20 protein-coding genes and 7 tRNA genes are annotated in these 20,479 nt (G+C 48.2%); 3 read left to right on the forward strand and 24 right to left on the reverse strand.

The window, feature by feature from the left end; genetic code table 11:
* The first annotated feature begins 2 nt into the window (after positions 1–2).
* Genes Q365_RS0116670 through ilvA form a run of 3 tightly spaced genes read left to right on the forward strand, consistent with a single transcriptional unit; the run spans position 3 to position 4,363 of the window.
* Positions 3–938: a branched-chain amino acid transaminase gene (locus tag Q365_RS0116670; protein ID WP_028024420.1), complete on the forward strand. Its 936-nt coding sequence runs from the start codon at positions 3–5 to the stop codon at positions 936–938.
* Positions 939–959: 21 nt separating this feature from the next.
* Positions 960–2,801 (forward strand): dihydroxy-acid dehydratase, encoded by a 1,842-nt coding sequence (ilvD, locus tag Q365_RS0116675; protein WP_028024421.1) that lies wholly within the window; start codon positions 960–962, stop codon positions 2,799–2,801.
* A 2-nt stretch (positions 2,802–2,803) separates the two neighbouring features.
* On the forward strand, positions 2,804–4,363 hold the full coding sequence (gene ilvA / locus Q365_RS0116680) for a threonine ammonia-lyase, biosynthetic (protein ID WP_028024422.1): 1,560 nt from the start codon (positions 2,804–2,806) through the stop codon (positions 4,361–4,363).
* A gap of 50 nt (positions 4,364–4,413) precedes the next feature.
* On the opposite strand, the gene Q365_RS0116685 is transcribed toward ilvA, so the two are convergent.
* The 24 genes from Q365_RS0116685 to rsmG form a co-directional block, all read right to left on the reverse strand.
* On the reverse strand, positions 4,414–4,785 hold the full coding sequence (locus Q365_RS0116685) for a helix-turn-helix domain-containing protein (protein ID WP_028024423.1): 372 nt from the start codon (positions 4,783–4,785) through the stop codon (positions 4,414–4,416).
* Positions 4,786–5,013: 228 nt separating this feature from the next.
* The gene (locus Q365_RS0116690; RefSeq protein WP_016960921.1) at positions 5,014–5,385 is read right to left on the reverse strand and encodes a helix-turn-helix transcriptional regulator; all 372 of its coding nucleotides are present in this window, start codon (positions 5,383–5,385) and stop codon (positions 5,014–5,016) included.
* A gap of 311 nt (positions 5,386–5,696) precedes the next feature.
* Positions 5,697–7,532 (reverse strand): glutamine--fructose-6-phosphate transaminase (isomerizing), encoded by a 1,836-nt coding sequence (gene glmS / locus Q365_RS0116695; protein ID WP_028024424.1) that lies wholly within the window; start codon positions 7,530–7,532, stop codon positions 5,697–5,699.
* A gap of 18 nt (positions 7,533–7,550) precedes the next feature.
* Entirely contained in the window at positions 7,551–8,312 is a 762-nt protein-coding gene (locus tag Q365_RS0116700) for a DeoR/GlpR family DNA-binding transcription regulator (RefSeq protein WP_028024425.1), read from the reverse strand.
* Between the two features lie 199 nt (positions 8,313–8,511).
* Positions 8,512–8,596, reverse strand: a tRNA-Leu gene (locus tag Q365_RS0116705).
* A 43-nt stretch (positions 8,597–8,639) separates the two neighbouring features.
* Positions 8,640–8,726 (reverse strand) — tRNA-Leu (locus Q365_RS0116710).
* Between the two features lie 100 nt (positions 8,727–8,826).
* Positions 8,827–8,903, reverse strand: a tRNA-Met gene (locus tag Q365_RS0116715).
* Positions 8,904–8,914: 11 nt separating this feature from the next.
* A tRNA-Gln gene (locus Q365_RS0116720) sits at positions 8,915–8,989 on the reverse strand.
* 35 nt (positions 8,990–9,024) lie between these two features.
* Positions 9,025–9,109, reverse strand: a tRNA-Leu gene (locus Q365_RS0116725).
* 44 nt (positions 9,110–9,153) lie between these two features.
* A tRNA-Arg gene (locus Q365_RS0116730) sits at positions 9,154–9,230 on the reverse strand.
* A gap of 2 nt (positions 9,231–9,232) precedes the next feature.
* Positions 9,233–9,307, reverse strand: a tRNA-Gln gene (locus Q365_RS0116735).
* A gap of 125 nt (positions 9,308–9,432) precedes the next feature.
* The gene (gene glmU, locus Q365_RS0116740; RefSeq protein ID WP_028024426.1) at positions 9,433–10,794 is read right to left on the reverse strand and encodes a bifunctional UDP-N-acetylglucosamine diphosphorylase/glucosamine-1-phosphate N-acetyltransferase GlmU; all 1,362 of its coding nucleotides are present in this window, start codon (positions 10,792–10,794) and stop codon (positions 9,433–9,435) included.
* Positions 10,795–11,006: 212 nt separating this feature from the next.
* A complete protein-coding gene (locus Q365_RS0116745; protein ID WP_028024427.1) occupies positions 11,007–11,429 on the reverse strand; it encodes a F0F1 ATP synthase subunit epsilon in 423 nt (140 codons plus the stop codon).
* Between the two features lie 18 nt (positions 11,430–11,447).
* On the reverse strand, positions 11,448–12,851 hold the full coding sequence (gene atpD / locus Q365_RS0116750; protein ID WP_028024428.1) for a F0F1 ATP synthase subunit beta: 1,404 nt from the start codon (positions 12,849–12,851) through the stop codon (positions 11,448–11,450).
* Between the two features lie 36 nt (positions 12,852–12,887).
* Positions 12,888–13,754, reverse strand: coding sequence for a F0F1 ATP synthase subunit gamma (gene atpG / locus Q365_RS0116755; RefSeq protein WP_028024429.1), 867 nt, complete (start codon positions 13,752–13,754; stop codon positions 12,888–12,890).
* 46 nt (positions 13,755–13,800) lie between these two features.
* Positions 13,801–15,342, reverse strand: a complete 1,542-nt coding sequence (gene atpA, locus Q365_RS0116760) for a F0F1 ATP synthase subunit alpha (RefSeq protein WP_028024430.1) — start codon at positions 15,340–15,342, stop codon at positions 13,801–13,803.
* 16 nt (positions 15,343–15,358) lie between these two features.
* Positions 15,359–15,892 (reverse strand): F0F1 ATP synthase subunit delta, encoded by a 534-nt coding sequence (gene atpH, locus Q365_RS0116765; RefSeq protein ID WP_028024431.1) that lies wholly within the window; start codon positions 15,890–15,892, stop codon positions 15,359–15,361.
* A gap of 15 nt (positions 15,893–15,907) precedes the next feature.
* Complete coding sequence (gene atpF / locus Q365_RS0116770; RefSeq protein WP_028024432.1) at positions 15,908–16,378, reverse strand: F0F1 ATP synthase subunit B; 471 nt, start codon at positions 16,376–16,378, stop codon at positions 15,908–15,910.
* Between the two features lie 47 nt (positions 16,379–16,425).
* On the reverse strand, positions 16,426–16,683 hold the full coding sequence (gene atpE, locus Q365_RS0116775) for a F0F1 ATP synthase subunit C (protein ID WP_005372317.1): 258 nt from the start codon (positions 16,681–16,683) through the stop codon (positions 16,426–16,428).
* Between the two features lie 69 nt (positions 16,684–16,752).
* The gene (atpB, locus tag Q365_RS0116780) at positions 16,753–17,556 is read right to left on the reverse strand and encodes a F0F1 ATP synthase subunit A (RefSeq protein ID WP_028024433.1); all 804 of its coding nucleotides are present in this window, start codon (positions 17,554–17,556) and stop codon (positions 16,753–16,755) included.
* Between the two features lie 8 nt (positions 17,557–17,564).
* Entirely contained in the window at positions 17,565–17,954 is a 390-nt protein-coding gene (locus Q365_RS0116785) for a F0F1 ATP synthase subunit I (protein ID WP_017010589.1), read from the reverse strand.
* A 180-nt stretch (positions 17,955–18,134) separates the two neighbouring features.
* Positions 18,135–19,028, reverse strand: coding sequence for a ParB/RepB/Spo0J family partition protein (locus Q365_RS0116790; protein ID WP_028024434.1), 894 nt, complete (start codon positions 19,026–19,028; stop codon positions 18,135–18,137).
* Between the two features lie 9 nt (positions 19,029–19,037).
* Positions 19,038–19,838, reverse strand: a complete 801-nt coding sequence (locus Q365_RS0116795) for a ParA family protein (protein ID WP_028024435.1) — start codon at positions 19,836–19,838, stop codon at positions 19,038–19,040.
* Between the two features lie 22 nt (positions 19,839–19,860).
* Positions 19,861–20,475, reverse strand: a complete 615-nt coding sequence (gene rsmG / locus Q365_RS0116800; protein WP_028024436.1) for a 16S rRNA (guanine(527)-N(7))-methyltransferase RsmG — start codon at positions 20,473–20,475, stop codon at positions 19,861–19,863.
* Between the last annotated feature and the right edge of the window lie 4 nt (positions 20,476–20,479).

The raw sequence follows: 20,479 nt of genomic DNA on the forward strand, positions 1-20,479 counted from the left end.
ACATGGCAAACACAGCGGATTATATTTGGTCTAACGGTGAGCTCATTCCTTGGCAAGATGCCACGGTTCACGTTCTGACTCACGCGATGCATTATGGTACCTCGGTGTTCGAAGGCATTCGTTGCTACGACACGCCGAACGGCCCTATCGTTTTCCGCCATCGTGAGCACATGCAGCGTCTGAAAGACAGTGCAAAAATCTACCGTTTCCCGATCCCATACAGCGTTGATGAGCTGATGGAAGCCTGTCGTGAAACCCTTCGTGCCAACAAACTGAACTCGGCTTACATTCGCCCATTAGGCTTTGTAGGCAATGTGGGTTTAGGGGTTTGCCCACCGCCAGAAACTGAAATGGATTTGATCATAGCGGCGTTCGGTTGGGGTTCATACCTCGGCGAAGAAGCGCTGGCAAATGGTGTAGATGCGATGATTTCAAGCTGGAACCGCGCAGCACCAAACACCATTCCAACAGCAGCTAAAGCGGGCGGTAACTACCTATCTAGCTTGCTCGTTGGTGGTGAAGCACGTCGCCATGGCTATGCTGAAGGTATCGCATTGAGTGTTGATGGCTACCTATCAGAAGGCGCAGGCGAGAACTTGTTTGTGGTACGAAATGGTGTGATTTCCACACCGCCAGCCACCAGCGCAATATTGCCAGGTATTACTCGCGATTCCATCATGATCCTTGCACGAGACATGGGTTATGAAGTGCGCGAAGAAAACATCGCACGTGAAGCGCTGTACCTTGCCGATGAAGTCTTCATGACAGGCACAGCCGCTGAAATCGTACCGGTTCGCAGCGTTGACCAAATCACCGTCGGTGAAGGTGCACGCGGCCCAATCACAGAAAAAGTGCAATCCGCATTCTTTGGCCTGTTCAACGGCCAAACACAAGACAAGTGGGGATGGCTCGATCCGGTCTCTCCGGAAGCCAAATAAGCAGTAAAAGAGGACAAGGAAATGCCTAAGTATCGTTCAGCCACCACCACTCACGGTCGTAACATGGCCGGCGCACGCGCCCTTTGGCGTGCCACTGGCGTGAAAGATGAAGATTTCGGAAAACCCATCATTGCCGTCGTGAACTCTTTTACCCAGTTCGTACCGGGACACGTTCACCTAAAAGACATGGGCCAACTTGTTGCACGCGAGATTGAAGAAGCAGGCGGTATCGCCAAAGAATTCAACACTATCGCCGTCGACGATGGGATCGCAATGGGTCACGGCGGCATGCTGTATAGCCTGCCATCACGTGAACTGATTGCTGATTCCGTGGAATACATGGTCAACGCACACTGTGCTGATGCCATGGTCTGTATTTCGAACTGTGACAAAATCACCCCAGGAATGCTGATGGCTGCCATGCGCATCAACATCCCTGTGATCTTTGTTTCAGGCGGTCCAATGGAAGCAGGTAAAACCAAGCTTTCTGATCAGATCTTAAAGCTAGATCTGGTGGATGCCATGATCCAAGGCGCCGATCCAAAAGTCTCAGACGAACAGAGCGAGCAGATCGAACGATCAGCGTGTCCAACCTGTGGTTCTTGTTCAGGTATGTTCACCGCCAACTCCATGAACTGTTTGACTGAAGCCTTGGGTCTTAGCCAACCCGGTAACGGCTCAATGCTAGCAACGCACGCTGATCGCGAACAATTGTTCCTAAAAGCAGGTCAGCGCATTGTTGATTTGACTAAGCGTTACTATGAACAAGACGATGCATCCGTGCTGCCTCGTAACATCGCGAGCCGTGCAGCGTTTGAAAACGCCACCGCGCTAGATATCGCCATGGGCGGTTCAAGCAACACGGTGCTTCACCTTATTGCTGCCGCGCAAGAAGGTGAGATTGATTTCGACATGGATGATATCGACCGCATGTCTCGTCGTGTTCCTCACCTTTGTAAAGTGGCGCCGTCTACTCAGCAATACCACATGGAAGATGTTCACCGTGCGGGTGGCGTTATCGCCATCTTGGGCGAATTGGCACGTGCCGATCTACTCAATACCGATGTACCGACCGTATTGGGCCAAACCATGGCTGACACCATTGCACAATACGACATCATGGTCACCGAAGATGAAGACGTAAAAACCTTCTTCCGTGCTGGCCCTGCGGGCATTCGCACCACTAAAGCCTTCTCACAAAGTTGTCGTTGGGACACCGTCGATGATGACCGCGTTAACGGTTGTATTCGTACTCGTGAAAATGCGTTTAGCCAAGAAGGCGGCCTTGCTGTCCTCAGTGGCAACCTCGCTGCAGACGGTTGTATTGTTAAAACCGCAGGCGTAGACGAAGAGAACCTCGTCTTCCGCGGCCCTGCCCATGTCTTCGAAGCACAAGAAGATGCGGTTAACGGCATTCTGTCAGGCGCAGTGAAAGCGGGCGAAGTAGTAGTCATTCGCTACGAAGGCCCCAAAGGCGGCCCTGGTATGCAAGAAATGCTCTACCCAACCACCTACCTGAAATCGATGGGTTTAGGCAAAGCGTGTGCGTTAATCACTGATGGTCGCTTCTCTGGCGGTACCAGTGGTTTGTCTATCGGTCACGTTTCACCAGAAGCGGCGAGCGGCGGCACGATCGGTTTAGTGAAGCAAGGCGACATCATTGCCATTGATATCCCTAACCGTTCGATTGTGCTGGAAGTGGATGACGCAGAACTGGCTGCCCGTCGCGCCGAAACAGATGCACGTGGCTGGAAACCTGTTTCACGTGAACGTGTTGTTTCCTTAGCGCTAAAAGCCTATGCAAGCCTTGCGACCAGTGCCGATAAAGGTGCTGTTCGAGATAAAAGCAAACTGGAGGGGTAATCATGACGCAGGCCCACCAACAGACTCTAAACGATGCACCGCTCAGTAATGCAGATTACCTGCGCGATATTCTCCGCGCTCCAGTGTATGAAGTGGCGATTGTGAGTCCTTTGCAGGACATGCCGCGAATTTCCCAACGATTGGGTAATACCATTCAACTGAAGCGTGAAGACCGCCAACCGGTGCATTCGTTCAAGTTGCGTGGCGCCTACAACATGATGGCGCAACTTACGGAAGACCAAAAAAAGGCCGGCGTTATTGCGGCCTCTGCGGGAAACCATGCTCAAGGCGTTGCTATGTCTGGCCAAAAGCTTGGGATCAACGCCACCATTGTCATGCCACGTACTACGCCAGATATTAAAGTCTCTGGGGTTCGTGGGTTTGGTGGCAATGTGGTGCTGCATGGTAATAATTTTGATGAAGCCAAAGCCAAAGCCATCGAACTTGCTGATGAGCATGGTTATACCTTTGTCGCGCCGTTTGACCACCCTTCCATCATTGCAGGCCAAGGCACCATTGGGTTGGAGTTACTTCAACAAAATGGCCATCTCGATTACATCTTTCTCCCTGTTGGCGGCGGTGGTATCGCTGCGGGCGTATCAGTCATCGTTAAACAACTGATGCCCCATATCACGGTGATTGGTGTTGAAGCGGAAGATTCAGCATGTTTGAAAGCGGCCATGGACGCCGGTGAGCCTGTCACCCTCGACAATGTGGGAACGTTTGCGGATGGTGTTGCGGTTAAGCGCATTGGTGATGAAACGTTTCGAGTGTGCCAGCAGCACCTCGACGCGATCATCACGGTATCCAGTGATGAAATCTGTGCGGCGATGAAAGACATCTTCGAAGATACTCGCGCTATCTCAGAGCCATCAGGTGCTTTATCGCTCGCTGGGCTAAAACGCTACGGAGAGCTGCACCAGCTTAAAGGGAAAAACATGGCGGCTATCCTGTCAGGAGCCAACTTGAATTTCCATACGCTACGCTACGTCTCTGAGCGAGCTGAACTTGGTGAGAAACGTGAAGGTTTACTGGCAGTGACTATCCCGGAGCGCACAGGAGCCTTCCTGGAGTTCTGCCAGATACTCGGTGGACGCGCCGTTACCGAGTTTAACTACCGTTACAGTGATGACGCGTTAGCAAACATTTTTGTTGGTGTTCGCTTAATGAACGGGCAACAAGAGTTGGACGGCATCATTGCCGATCTTCGACAAGGTGGCTATGACGTTGAAGACTTGTCAGACGACGAAATGGCAAAAGTTCACGTACGCTACATGATTGGCGGACGCCCAGCTAAAGCCATGAAAGAGCGTCTATACAGCTTTGAGTTTCCTGAGTACCCAGGAGCGCTTATTCGTTTCTTAGAAACGTTAGGCACACACTGGAACATCAGTATCTTTAACTATCGAAACCACGGCGCCGATTATGGCCGTGTATTGTGTGGATTCGAACTGGAAGAAAAAGACTTGCTGTCGTTTACGGCTCACTTGCGAGAGCTTGGCTATTCATGGAAAGACGAGACGGAAAACCCGTCCTATCGCTTTTTCCTTGCTAAGCAATAGTCCGAAGAAGCCGTTAGCAAAAAGCCCAGCATTCGCTGGGCTTTCTATTTTTAAGCATCGGTATCCGATGACTTCATGATCACCATGTACTCTGCCAACAACAAAGCCTGATCCATCACGAGATTACGCGCCGAAAGCGGGAGTTGATTGAATAAAAATAACAAATTATTCAAGTCATCTCTGTGTGTAAACGCGATATCACTTCTCGTACTTTCGCCGTATAAAAACCAATTTAACGGACGACCAGTTACGTCGGCTATAGTAGCAAGTGAAGAGACTTTAGGTTCCGTCTTGCCTGACTCAATATCTAAATAAGTCTGCCGCGCAACATCAAGATGCTGCGCCATTTCCACTTGCGTGATCTCTCGATACTCTCGCGCTTCTCTGATGCGCTGTGCAACGTGAGATTTGACAATCAACATCGTATCTTGCCCCACAACTCTTCGTCACAGTGTCAGGTTTTAACCCTTTTCACCGTCACACTCTCTACTGCTAGATCCTGCATTATGCACAGCGCAGTCATGTTCACATGTAAAGCATTGTTGAATTGTGAATCTAGGCTGTTGTTGCCTAAGCCAAATGACAAGGCTTTAATGCAATACCTATTTTGGCAGGCAAGGCTGGGCGAAGCCTACCAAGTAAGTGAGTGCTTAACCTCTTTGAGCTGACTTGGAGTAATTAACCAAGAAAGATGCCATGTTAACGCTCTGGTTAAGAATCGCGGTACGCGCTTCGTGAGGCAATTTTGAAAAGTGCTCAAGAAGACGGTTAACGTCTTGCTTGTACTGCACATCATGCAGCTCAACGTCCGCGTCACCATACACAAACCAAACCAGTGGGCGTTCGGTAATCTCGGCGATTTCAGACAACATACGAACACGAGGTTCTGTTTTGCCTGTTTCAATGTCTAAATACGTTTGGCGCGCTACATCCAGTAGTTTTGCCATTTTCACCTGAGTGATCCCTTTCCACTCACGGGCTTCTTTGATGCGTTTTGCTACTTGTGATTTCGAGTCGATCATACTTCACTCCCTACGACTTACAGCTTTGGTTGTTGTTGTGCTGCTTTATCGACAATATGCACAATGTGCGCCAACTATTTAGACAAATAAAATAACCTTTTAAATCATATATTTATAGCCACTACGAATTATCATGCTTATCTTTCTAGGCGAGGTGTCTTGTTATAGATGCGAAATGATTTGCAAAATGCAAATATCGTGATGGGTTTCCAAGTTGCAAATAGCAACGGATGTAAAACAACATGCATAATGTGACAAAAAAGGAGCCGGAGCTCCTTTTTTGTCACAAACGTCGGTATAAAATCAGGTAACTACTCGACAGTCACTGCTTTTGCCAAATTACGAGGCTGGTCGACGTCTGTCCCTTTTATCAGGGCGACATGATATGACAGCAGCTGCATTGGCACCGTATAAAAAATAGGAGCGCATACTTCATCAACTGACGGCATAGGAATAATTGTCATGCCATCACTTTCTTGGAACCCAGCAGATTCATCAGCAAACACGTACAGCTGACCACCACGTGCACGCACTTCTTCGATGTTGGATTTAAGCTTCTCTAGCAGCTCATTATTCGGCGCAATGACAATGACGGGCATATCTGCGTCAATCAAGGCAAGAGGACCATGTTTAAGCTCGCCAGCGGCATAAGCTTCCGCGTGAATGTAAGAAATCTCTTTGAGCTTGAGAGACGCTTCCATGGCGATGGGATAAAACTCACCACGACCAAGAAATAGAGCGTGATGCTTATCTGCAAAATCTTCAGCGAGCGCCTCAATGTGCTTATCAAACGTCAGAGCCTGTTCGATATGTGCAGGCAGACGTTGCAATGCTTTTACAATCTCAGCTTCTTTATCAGCACTTACCGTGCCTTTTTGCTTACCCAATGCCGTTACCATCATCAGAAGAGATGTCAGCTGTGTCGTAAAGGCCTTGGTTGATGCCACGCCGATTTCAGTGCCTGCTCGCGTCATAATCGCAATGTCGGATTCGCGAACGAGCGATGAACCGGCCACGTTACATACTGTTATTGCAGCCATAAAACCGCGCTCTTTCGCTAGACGAAGTGCTGCAAGCGTATCTGCCGTCTCACCCGATTGCGACAGTGTAATCAGTACACTGTGTGGACGCGTCACAAAGTTGCGATAACGAAATTCAGAAGCAATCTCTACATCGCAGCTCACGCCAGCAATGGACTCAAACCAATAGCGCGCCACCATACCTGCGTTGTAAGACGTGCCACAAGCAATGATCTGAATATGTTCGGCTTTCTGAAGAATGTCTTTTGCACCATGCCCTAAGCTATCAACTAGCACAGAGTTCGCATCAATACGTCCCTCAAGGGTGCTGATAATCGCAGATGGCTGCTCAAACGTTTCTTTCTGCATGTAGTGACGATAGATGCCTTTATCAGCAGCATCGTGCTCTGCAGACGATTCATTGATGCTGCGTTCTACAGCGTTGCCTTCAACATCATAGATATCCACGTTACGGCGGGTAATTTCGGCAATATCGCCTTCTTCAAGGAAAAGGAAACGACGTGTCACGTTAAGGAGGGCGAGTTGGTCTGAGGCAAGGAAATTCTCACCAATCCCTAAACCAATAACCAATGGGCTACCAGAGCGAGCGGCAATCAATCTTTCTGAGTCACGCCTGTCCATCACCACGGTGCCGTAAGCGCCTTTCAACTGACTGACGGTGCGTTGAAATGCTTCAAGCAATGAGCCACCTTGCTCGAGCTCCCAATGAACGAGATGAGCGATGACTTCTGTATCAGTTTGCGAAGTAAATTCATAACCACGGCCTTGAAGCATTTCTCGAAGCGATTCGTGATTTTCAATAATGCCATTATGGACCACCGCAATGTTCTCACCTGACATATGTGGGTGGGCATTTTCTTCACTCGGTTCGCCATGTGTTGCCCAGCGGGTGTGTGCGATCCCTGTGCCACCAGCGAGCGGGTGATCGTCGAGCGCATCAGACAACATTTTTACTTTGCCTAGTCGGCGGAGGCGGTTGAGTTGATGATCGGCATCGATCACAGCTAAACCTGCGGAGTCATACCCGCGATATTCTAATCGGCGTAAACCTTCTAGAAGTATTTCCGCCACATCCCTTTGCGCCACCGCGCCAACAATTCCACACATAGCTTTCCCCGTATTCAATTAGGGGGCGCAGATCACCTCTGTGCCCATTTTCTCAATGGCGAGTTTGGTGGTGGAGTCTATGCTGCTGTCGGTAATAACCGTTGTAATAACGTCCCAAGGAAGTTCTAGGTTAGGGATTTTTCGACCGATTTTTTCGGATTCGATCAACACCACCACTTCTCTGGACACTTCTGACATGACGCGGCTGAGACCAACAATCTCGTTGAACGTCGTCGTGCCGCGATTCACATCAATGCCATCAGCACCAATAAACAACTGGTCAAAATCATAGGCACGTAATGCTTGCTCTGCGACTTGTCCCTGAAATGCCTCAGAATGGGGATCCCAGGTGCCGCCTGTCATCAAAAGCGTTGGTTCGTTTTCCAACTCCTTGATAGCTTGTGCCACATTCAAAGAGTTAGTCATTACCACCAATCCACGTTTTTGGTTTAACAACGGGATCAGTGCAGCGGTTGTTGAACCACTATCCACCACTATTCGATTATGGTCGCGGATCCGACTTGCCGCCATTTTTGCAATGGCTAGCTTTTGATCCGAAACTTTTATCGAGCTTTCCGAAACCATTTCATGAGGAATAGGGACTGCACCACCATAACGACGAAGCAATATTCCATTTTTCTCAAGCTCAGCAAGATCTTTGCGTATCGTGACTTCTGAGGTTTCAAACAGCGATGAGAGCTCATCAACACTCACTTTCCCCTGTTCGTTCAACTTAGCGACAATCATATGGCGACGTTGCTGAGTGTTACGTTTCGACATGTAACCACCAAACTTTCGTTTCGAAAGATAATATGCGTAATAGAATAAATTTCAAGGCTGAAATGCGAGACAAATCACCACTACAATGATCGGCTCCACAAAAAATATAATTATACCGAGAGATTACATAATGAAGGCAGGGATTTGGACGCAAAAAATAGGCAAAAAAAAGAGCAGGCTATTAGCCTGCTCTTTAATATGGTGCGGAAGGAGAGACTTGAACTCTCACACCTTGCGGCGCCAGAACCTAAATCTGGTGCGTCTACCAATTTCGCCACTTCCGCGTATTTCTTTTTGCCTATTCTTTCTCTAAAAGAATAGTAAATCTGGTGCGGAGGGAGGGACTTGAACCCTCACATCCGTTAGGACACTAGCACCTGAAGCTAGCGCGTCTACCAATTCCGCCACCACCGCATGTTTTGCTCAGACTCTGAGTTTAGCACTCTAGACACTTGGTAGTGTGTCAGTCTGTTTGAAAGTAATAAGTCTATCGACTCATTATTTTCAGAATAAATGGTGGCTACGACGGGATTCGAACCTGTGACCCCATCATTATGAGTGATGTGCTCTAACCAACTGAGCTACGTAGCCTTGCCAAAATATGGCTGGGATACCTGGATTCGAACCAGGGAATGGCGGCATCAAAAGCCGCTGCCTTACCGCTTGGCGATATCCCAACAGCGTCACGCTAAAAGCATGACCCTTTAATAAATGGTGCGGAAGGAGAGACTTGAACTCTCACACCTTGCGGCGCCAGAACCTAAATCTGGTGCGTCTACCAATTTCGCCACTTCCGCAAACCTAGTTTTACTCTCTCATCTTTTCCGATAAAGGAAAAAGATGGTGCGCGCGGGAGGATTCGAACCTCCGACCGCCTGGTTCGTAGCCAGGTACTCTATCCAGCTGAGCTACGCGCGCATTGGCTGGGATACCTGGATTCGAACCAGGGAATGGCGGCATCAAAAGCCGCTGCCTTACCGCTTGGCGATATCCCAACTGAGGCGCGTATAGTATTGCGGAATAGGAAAGGCGTCAACCCCCTATTTTTCGTTTGCCGATGTTTTGAACAACCAAACAAAAAAACACCGCAAATGCGGTGTTTTTCGGGTATTAACCGGGCTTATTTTTGCTTCGTTGGACGCTTCCAACCATCAATTGCTCGGGACTTGGCGCGTGTAATGACTAGCTGCCCTTCATCAACACTCGCGGTCACTGTTGTGCCAGCACCAATCGTTGCGCCTTTTTTAATGGTTACAGGGGCAACCAATTGGCTGTCAGAGCCCACAAACACATCATCTTCAATAACAGTCTTGAATTTGTTTGCGCCGTCATAGTTGCAAGTGATGGTGCCTGCGCCAATATTCACACGATCGCCAATATCTGCATCACCGAGGTATGTCAAGTGATTAGCTTTTGACCCTTTGCCTAGGCGTGTATTTTTCACTTCAACAAAGTTACCAACGTGAGAGTCGCCCACCAGTTCAGCGCCTGGACGTAAACGTGCAAACGGCCCAACGGTGCACTCTTCACCCACAGAGGCTCCCTCAATCACGCTGTAAGGTCGAACCACGGTATTATCATCAATTTCACAATCTTTGAGCACACAGCCAGCACCAATAACCACGTTGTCGCCCAAGGTTACAGTGCCTTCAATGACCACGTTTACATCGATTTCAACATCGGTGCCGCATTGAAGCTGACCACGAAGATCGAAACGCGCTGGGTCACGCAGCATCACGCCACTTTCCAATAATTTCTCGGCTTGCGCCGCTTGGAAAGCTCGCTCTAGACGAGCAAGCTGAATACGGTTATTGACGCCTTCTACTTCAATGGCACTTTCAGGGTGAACAGCTTCTACAGCGCGACCTTCGTCGTGAGCAATCGCTATCACGTCAGTAAGGTAGTATTCACCTTGTGCGTTCTCGTTCTTAAGCGCCGATAGCCAGCGACGTAAATCACGTCCTGTTGCGACCATCACGCCAGTGTTAATTTCCTTGATCAGCTTCTGCTCTTGAGAAGCATCTTTGTCTTCAACAATTGCAACCACGGGACCGTTACGACGAACAATTCGTCCGTAACCAGACGGATCGTCAAGCACCACAGTCAGAAGCGCTATGCCACCGTTAGGTTGGGCGTCTAGCAAGTTTTCAACGGTCTGCTCTGAAATCAGCGGGACATCCCCATAAAGAATAAGGATTTGTTCGTCATCTTTAAATTCTGATGCGGCTTGATTGACTGCATGCCCAGTACCCAGCTGCTCAGCCTGGAGCACCCAATTGACAGGCTCTTCTGCCAAAGCGGCTTTCATGTCATCACCACCATGCCCATAAACCAGATGCAAGTCTTGAGCACCAAGCGAGCAACACGTATCGATGACGTGTTTGACCATAGGCTTGCCTGCCAAAGTGTGCAGCACTTTAGGCAAATTAGAGTACATGCGGGTTCCTTTACCCGCGGCAAGAATCACAGCGCTGAAATTCATGAGAAGAGGTATCCTTATTGCTCAGTATCAACTTCAAGTTTAATTGTCGTGCATTGTAGCGATTTAGCGTAAGAGACGGGATTCAAATTACAAAAATAAGAAATATTTCCGTCACTATGTCTCAATAAACCAGCAACTTTGAGACATTTGTTCATAAAAAAGGCGACCAACTTGGTCGCCTTTTATTTTTGGCTTGTTTATCCGACCGGATATTAGCGTGCCTTTTTGGTCAGCTCGATCACTCGAAGCTGGGCAATCGCTTTGGCCAGATCACTGGCCGCCTGAGCAAAGTCCATATCACCGTGTTTATTGAGGATGCGATCCTCTGCACGGCGCTTCGCTTCTTCTGCCTTTGCTTGATCCAAATCGTCACCGCGAATCGCGGTGTCAGCCAACACAGTGACTGTGTTTGGCTGCACTTCCAACATACCACCAGAAAGGTAAATTACCTCTTCATGGCCATGTTGTTTAGTGATGCGGATCATGCCTGGCGTAATGGCGGTCAGCAGCGGGGTGTGGCTTGGGTAAATACCCAGCTCACCTTCGCTACCAGTTACCTGAATAGCTTCAGCTCGACCAGAAAACATTTGCTTTTCCGCGCTTACCACATCCAGATGGAAGGTCATCGCTGCCATATCGCCTCCTAACAACCGTTACAGGTTCTTCGCTTTTTCGAGGACTTCTTCGATAGCGCCACAGTACAGGAATGCCTGCTCGGGGATATCGTCATACTCGCCACTCATCATGCCTTTAAAGCCAGAGATGGTGTCTTTCAGCGAAACGTAAACACCTGGTTGACCAGTAAAGACTTCCGCTACATGGTAAGGCTGAGTCAAGAAACGCTCAATCTTACGCGCACGAGATACGGCCAGCTTATCGTCTTCTGACAGCTCATCCATACCTAGGATAGCAATGATGTCTTTCAGCTCTTTATAGCGCTGCAGTACAGACTGCACGCCACGGGCAACATCATAATGCTCTTGACCAACTACCAGTGGGTCCAACATACGAGATGTTGAATCCAGTGGATCGATTGCTGGATACATACCCATAGAGGCGATGTTACGTGAAAGAACAACGGTTGCATCCAAGTGTGCAAACGTGGTCGCAGGAGATGGGTCAGTCAAGTCATCCGCAGGAACGTATACGGCCTGAACAGATGTGATAGAACCACTCTTGGTTGACGTGATACGCTCTTGAAGAACACCCATCTCTTCCGCTAGCGTAGGCTGGTAGCCTACCGCAGAAGGCATACGACCTAGCAGTGCTGATACTTCAGTACCTGCCAAGGTGTAACGATAGATGTTATCAACGAACAGAAGTACGTCACGACCTTCGTCACGGAACTTCTCTGCCATAGTCAGGCCAGTCAACGCTACGCGCAGACGGTTACCTGGTGGCTCGTTCATCTGACCGTAAACCATGGCTACTTTTGATTCTGCTGGGTTCTCGATGTTTACAACACCGGCTTCCTGCATTTCAAAGTAGAAGTCGTTACCCTCACGAGTACGCTCACCTACGCCTGCAAACACTGATAAACCAGAGTGCTGAAGTGCGATGTTGTTGATAAGTTCCATCATGTTAACGGTCTTACCTACACCAGCACCACCGAACAGACCGATTTTACCGCCTTTGGCGAACGGACACATCAAATCGATAACTTTAACGCCGGTTTCCAGCAGTTCAGTCGCGTTTGATTGTTCTTCGTAGCTTGGCGCTTCACGGTGAATAGAGTAACGCTCTTCTTCACCAATCTCGCCACGCTCGTCGATTGAGTCACCTAGAACGTTCATGATACGACCTAGGGTTGCAGTACCTACTGGTACTTCAATTGGCTTGCCTGTGTTCTCTACTTCCAGTCCACGACGCAGACCATCTGACGAACCCATCGCGATGGTACGGACGATACCACCACCCAGCTGCTGCTGAACTTCCAGCACCAGACGCTCGCCTTCACGTTTCACGTCCAGGGCGTCATATACCTGAGGTACCGACTCCTGTGGAAACTCTACGTCGACTACCGCACCGATGATCTGAACGATCTTACCTGTAGCCATCGTTATTCCTCTAAAAATATTTCGTTGGCCCTTGCCTTACACCGCAGCTGCACCGGAGACAATCTCCGAGAGCTCTTGTGTAATTGCAGTCTGACGGGCTTTGTTATACACCAGTTGCAGATCATCAATGATGTCACCTGCATTATCTGTTGCAGCCTTCATCGCAACCATTCGCGCCGCTTGTTCGCACGCTAAGTTCTCAACCACACCTTGATAAACTTGAGATTCGACATAGCGAACCAACAAGGTATCTAGCAGCGGTTTTGGCTCGGGCTCATAGATATAATCCCAAGAGTGGCTGCGTTTCATTTCTTCGTCTTCTGACTTAGGCAAAGGCAGCAATTGATCGATCACTGGCTCTTGCGTCATGGTGTTTACAAACTTGTTGTACACCAGATACAAGCGATCCAGCTGGCCTTCATCATATTTCTTCAGCATAACGCCAACAGTACCAATCAAATCCTCAAGTGCTGGGTTATCACCTAGACCCGAAGTTTGAGCGGATACTTGCGCACCGTAGCTGCCAAAGAATGCTGAAGCTTTAGAACCAATCAGGGCAGTATCAACGTCTGCACCATTTTGAGTCCACTCCTGCATCCCATTGATGGCACGTTTGAACAAGTTAATGTTCAAGCCACCACACAGACCACGATCTGAAGATACGATGATGTAACCGACGCGCTTGGCTTCTCGCTCTTCCAGATATGGATGGCGATACTCTAATTTACCAAGGGCGACATGACCGATCACTTTGCGCATAGTAGTCGCGTATGGACGGGAGGCTTCCATAGCGTCTTGCGAACGACGCATTTTAGAAGCGGCAACCATTTCCATCGCTTTGGTGATCTTCTGTGTGCTTTTCACACTTCCGATCTTGTTACGAATTTCTTTTGCGCCGGCCATCGTTACTCTCCGTTGTTAGAAGGCCGCAAAGGCGGCCTTCTACGCATTACCAGGTTTGAGTTGCCTTGAAGTCTTCAACCAACTTAGTCAGTTGCGCTTCAATATCGCTGTTGTAATCACCCTTCTCATCGATCAGAGCAACCAGCTCGGCATACTGTGCCTTAGCATATGCAAGCAGAGCAGCTTCGAAATCAGCCAGCTTATCCAGAGCAACGTCTGTCAAATAGCCTTTTTCTGCTGCAAAAATCACCACGCCTTGTTCAAAAACAGACATTGGTGCGTATTGCTTCTGCTTCATCAACTCAGTCACTTTCTGGCCGTGATCAAGCTGTTTCTTCGTTGCTTCATCAAGGTCAGACGAGAATTGCGCGAATGCCGCCAATTCACGGTACTGTGCCAATGCCGTACGGATACCACCAGACAGTTTCTTAATGATCTTGGTCTGAGCAGAACCACCTACACGAGATACTGAAATACCTGGGTCAACCGCTGGACGAATACCAGAGTTGAACAGTTCAGACTGTAGGAAGATCTGACCATCAGTGATCGAGATAACGTTGGTTGGTACGAATGCAGATACGTCACCCGCTTGGGTTTCAATGATAGGTAGCGCGGTCAAAGAACCGGTTTTACCTTTCACTTCACCGTTGGTGAACTTTTCAACGTAGTCAGCATTTACACGTGCTGCACGCTCAAGCAAACGTGAGTGGAGATAGAAAACATCACCTGGGAATGCTTCACGGCCTGGTGGACGACGTAGCAATAGAGAAATCTGACGGTAAGCAACAGCTTGCTTAGACAGATCATCATATACGATCAGCGCATCTTCACCGCGGTCACGGAAGTATTCACCCATCGCACAACCTGCATAAGGAGCAAGGTATTGCAGTGCAGCAGCTTCAGACGCTGACGCAACAACAACGACGGTGTTTTTCAGTGCATCGTGCTCTTCCAGTTTGCGAACCACGTTAGCAATGGTTGACGCTTTCTGGCCGATAGCCACATAGATAGAGAAGATACCCGAGTTTTTCTGGTTGATGATCGCATCGATTGCCATTGCAGTTTTACCTGTCTGGCGGTCACCGATAACCAGCTCACGCTGACCACGGCCGATTGGGATCATAGCATCGACTGCTTTATAACCAGTTTGTACCGGTTGATCGACCGATTGACGAGCGATTACACCCGGTGCAATCACTTCTACAGGAGAAGTCAATTTCGCGTCGATTGGACCTTTACCATCAATAGGCTCGCCGAGAGTGTTCACGACACGGCCTAACAGTTCAGGACCTACTGGCACTTCAAGAATGCGGCCAGTACCGGTCACTTTCATGCCTTCCTGAAGGTCGGCATAAGGACCCATGACAACCGCACCTACAGAATCACGCTCAAGGTTAAGCGCGAGTGCAAAACGGTTGCCAGGTAGTTCAATCATTTCCCCTTGCATAGCATCTGCAAGGCCATGGATGCGAATGATACCGTCACTGACTGACACGATGGTACCTTCGTTGCGTGCTTCACTTACAACGTTGAATTTTTCAATACGTTGTTTGATCAGATCGCTAATTTCCGTGGAATTAAGTTGCATGCTCCAATTCCCCAAATCAAGACTGCAATGCATCGCTCAGACGGCGGATACGACCGCTTACTGAGTTATCGATGACCAAGTCTCCAGCTCGAATCACAACCCCGGCAACCAGGGTCTCGTCTACACTACAGTTCAGCTTCACTTTGCGCTCAAGGCGGGCTTCAAGTTTACCGGCGATAGTATCCAGTTGCGCTTGATCAAGCGCGACAGCAGAAAAGACATCAACATCTACCTGCTTCTCATATTCTTGGCGAAGAGCCAAAAACTGGGTACATACTTCTGGTAACGCTTTGAGGCGACCATTCTCAGCCATTACCTTAATCAGGTTTTGGCCAAGTTCATTGAGCTGTTCGCCACACACAGAGACAAATATCTCAGTCAACTTCTCAGCTGAATGCATACCACCGATGTAATCAACGATGGTTTCATTGCGGGCAACTTCTGCAGCAAATGTCAGCATCTCAGACCATTGGTCCAATTCGCCTTTCTCTACTGCTAAATCGAAGGCTGCTTTAGCGTAGGGGCGTGCGATAGTTGTCAATTCAGACATTGCGGCCCCTCCTTCTTAAAGTTCTGCAGTGATTTTATCGAGAATATCTCTATGAGCAGACTCATCAATAGAGCGCTCCAGGATCTTCTCGGCACCGATCACGGCCAGAGTTGCAACTTGTTTACGCAGTTCATCACGGGCACGGTTACGTTCAGCTTCGAGTTCAGCCTGTCCTTGGTTAAGGATATTTGCGCGTTCAGCAGTAGCTTCTTCGCGGGCTTGGTCGATAATTTGTGCTTTACGCTTGTTTGCCTGTTCGATGATCTCAGTTGCAGAGCGCTTTGCTTCTTTCAATTGATCGGAAGCATTCGCCTGGGCCAAGTTCAGGTCTTTTGCAGCACGTTCAGCGGCTGCTAGACCGTCAGCAATTTTCTTCTGACGCTCTTCAATCGCTTGCATGATTGGTGGCCATACATATTTCATGCAGAACACAACAAACATAAAAAACGCGATTGCCTGACCAAACAGAGTTGCGTTTATATTCACAACAGCGACTCCTCACTAGTTAGCTATACAGGATCCGTTCAGCTAAATTAGCCAGCCAGTTGACCTACAAATGGGTTTGCGAAAGTGAACAGCAAAGCAATTACGATACCGATCATAGGTACAGCATCAAGCAGACCAGCGATGATGAACATCTTAACTTGCAGCATTGGTGCCATTTCTGGTTGACGCGCAGCACCCTCAAGGAATTTACCACCAAGCAGTGCGAAGCCAATCGCAGTACCTAGGGAAGCAAGACCTACAATGATGCCAACGGCAATTGCAGAAAAGCTCAATAAAGTTTCCATCACTATCTCCAGTTTCTTGTTGTCGGCTTATATGCCGGAAGGTCGAACAAAGTTGCTTACTAAAACGTATTAATGTGATTCTTCATGTGCCTGAGACAGGTACACGATAGTCAACATCATAAAGACGAACGCTTGGATGGTAATAACCAAAATGTGGAAGATTGCCCACGGTAATGAACCCAACCATTGCGCCCACCACGGCAGAAGCGCCGCAATAAGGATAAATACCACCTCACCTGCAAACATGTTACCGAACAAACGCATACCCAGTGAAATTGGTTTCGCTAGCAGCGATACCACTTCAAGAAGCAGGTTGAATGGAATCATAATTGGGTGATTGAACGGGTGAAGTGCCAGTTCTTTCGCGAAGCCGCCCAAGCCTTTGATCTTGATGCTGTAATAAATCATCAAGAAGAAAACGCCTAGCGCCATTGCCAAGGTGATGTTTACATCAGCCGTAGGTACTACCTTCATGTAAGGAATACCGAGCTGTTCCGCTGGATAAGGAATAAAATCGATAGGAACAAGGTCCATCGTATTCATCAAGAATATCCAAACGAAAATGGTGAGAGCCAGAGGTGCAATCAGTGGATTCTTTCCATGGAAGGTTTCGCGAACGTTCTCATCAACGAACTCTACCAACATTTCCACAAAACACTGAAGCTTGCCTGGTACTCCGGTTGTTGCTTTCTTTGCTACTGAGCGGAACAGCCACAAAAAGCCTGCACCGATCAAAACAGAGAAAAACAGGCTATCAATGTGCACCGCCCAAAAACTACCTTCTTCCACTAAGCCTAATTTGTCCGTAGACAAGTTAGTTAAGTGGTGAGAGATATAACTTGACGGTGTAAGCGCTTCACCTGACGCAGCCATAACTCATCCTATTTGTTGTTGTTAATGAATAAAACTGGCGCAAGGATATTAATTCCAAGTACCAGCAAATAGGTCAGTTTGAGGGGAACAAGTTCCACCTCGGCATACAGGTAAACAACGGAAAATAAAACGACGGTCAGTAGAATTTTGAGGACTTCACCGCTGTAGAATGATGCTACAACAAGCTTGGCCGCTCTTGCTCCACTAAATAGGAATGCACACAATGCAAAGGCTGCGTTGGCTACCACAAAGATGCCACCGCCTATGAGTGCGGAAATTCCCCAGTCGACATTGATGGTGGTCACCATCAAGATTGCCGTTGCTAACACGACGCACACCTGTAACAGCAGCAACCTTTTCGCAAGCTTGCGACCTGGTCGCGTGAGCGTCGATACCATGTATTCGTTCCTCGATTCCTTTCCTCTTAGCACCTTCGTCGTGCTGGGAAAACTGCGAAAATTATACGGGTCACCCTTTTGAATGCAATCTCATGACAGCAAAAAGAGAGGCTAAATTTTACAACAGGGTAACCTGATCACAGTAAGCAAAAATATGTAACAAAAACCCAACGCGTTGCGTCACAATTTCTCTTCGAGAATTGCAAGGATTTGCATAAGTTTTTCGTTTTGATCAAAGTTGATAACGAGTTTACCGCTACCACTTTTTCCTTGAGACAAAGAAACCTTGGTTCCAAGCTTATTTGACAGCCTATCTTGCAATGCAATGAAATCGTCAGATAACGGCTCGGACGTCTTTTCTATCTCAGGTGTTAGCAATTTCTTCACTAGCGCTTCAGTTTGTCTCACTGTGAGTTTCTTATTCACAGACACAAGCGCAGCTTCAATTTGCGCCTCACCTTCTAGCGACAGTAATGCGCGAGCATGCCCCATTTCAATCTGACGGCCTGCCAGCAGCTTTTTCACACCGACTTCCAATCCATTCAATCTCAATAGATTACTGATCGTGGTGCGAGACTTACCGAGCGCCTCAGCCAATTGCTGATGCGTTAACGTAAAATCTTGAATGAGTCGATTAAGCGCCTCAGCTTCTTCCATCGCATTGAGATCTTCACGTTGAATGTTCTCAATCAAGGCAATGGCGCTGGCCGCTTTGTCGTTAAGTTCACGAACCAAACAAGGGACATGGGTAAGTCCAGCGAGTTTAGCCGCACGAAAACGACGCTCTCCAGCAATAATTTCATATTGGTGATTGTCGAGTTGACGAACAACCAATGGCTGAATAATACCTTGCGCTTTAATGGATTCCGCTAATTCATCAAGAGCCTCAGGCGCCATGTCTTGGCGAGGCTGATAGACACCAGGACGCAACACACTCAGTGATAAGTGCTGTAATTCACTGTTATTAACAGCTTCACGGGTATCGACATTGAGATCAACACGCGCCTGCGCTTTTGCACTGGTCGCAAGAAGAGCATCGAGCCCCTTGCCCAATCCACGTTTCGTCGCGTTCATTAAATTTCCTTAAGACGCATTGGCAATATCAGCAGCTTGCTTGGCTTGCTCTTCACGGCGCAACATTTCACCCGCCAACGCCAAATACGATTTTGCGCCACTGGAGTACTTGTCGTAATACATGGCAGGCTTGCCATGGCTTGGCGCTTCAGCAAGACGAACATTGCGTGGGATAACTGTGCGGTACACCTTATCACCAAAATGTTTCTTAATCTGATCAGATACTTCGGTGGCCAATCGATTACGAGGATCGTACATGGTTCGAAGTAATCCTTCTACATGCAAATCCGCGTTAACAACACTGGCAAGCTTACTAATGGTATCCATCAGTGCGGTCAGCCCCTCAAGTGCAAAATACTCACACTGCATTGGAACCAGAACCGAGTTTGCGGCTGTCATGGCGTTGATTGTAAGAAGGTTAAGAGAAGGGGGACAATCAATGAAGATGAAATCATAGTTTTCACGAACGTCAGCTAACGCATTTCGTAACCTGACTTCACGAGCAAACACTTCCATGAGTTTAATTTCAGCAGCAGTAACATCACCATTGGCGGCGATCAGGTGGTATCCACCCGTCGTTTCCGTTACTACGACATCATTAAACGGGGTTTCTTCCACCAATAACTCATAAGCAGTGGCGTGAACATCATATTTGTCCACCCCACTGGCCATGGTGGCATTACCTTGTGGATCAAGGTCTATAACAAGCACCTTACGCTGTGTCGCCGCTAACGACGCAGCCAAATTAATACAGGTCGTTGTTTTACCAACGCCCCCTTTTTGGTTTGCTATTGCTATGACTTTTCCCACAAGTAGACCTCGTCGAGTAATCCTATCTAGCCAAGATTACTAGATGACGTTGTCCTTCCAATCCGGGAACAGTCAAAGGTTTGATACCGGTCACAGAACAATCTGAAGGAAGCTCATCAATCTCGACTTGATCAACTTGCCCTTTGAGTGCAAGGAAGTGTCCGTGCGCCGCTGGTAAGTGATGACACCAGTTCACCATATCACTCATAGAGGCAAATGCGCGGCTTAATACACCGTCAAAACCAACCTCTGGTTGAAAGTCTTCAACACGACTTTGTACCGCTGTCACGTTGTTAATTTTAAGCTCATGAACAACCTGACGGATGAAACGAATACGCTTGCCCAAACTATCAAGTAAGGTAAATGATTTCTCTGGATTAATGATCGCTAAAGGAATACCAGGCAAACCTGGGCCAGTGCCAACATCGATGAAGGTGGATCCTTCTAGGTGTTGGCTCACTACAATGCTATCCATAATATGCTTAATGATCATTTCGTTAGGATCGCGCACTGAGGTCAAATTGTAGGCTTTATTCCATTTGTGGAGCATTTCAACATAGCCAATCAACTGGTCTTGTTGGTGAGCAGGGATATCCATCCCTGCTTGTTCAATGAGTTTCGAAAGTTGTTGTTTCACAGAA

This window comes from Enterovibrio calviensis DSM 14347, assembly GCF_000621165.1.
Taxonomy (GTDB): Bacteria; Pseudomonadota; Gammaproteobacteria; order Enterobacterales; family Vibrionaceae; genus Enterovibrio; species Enterovibrio calviensis.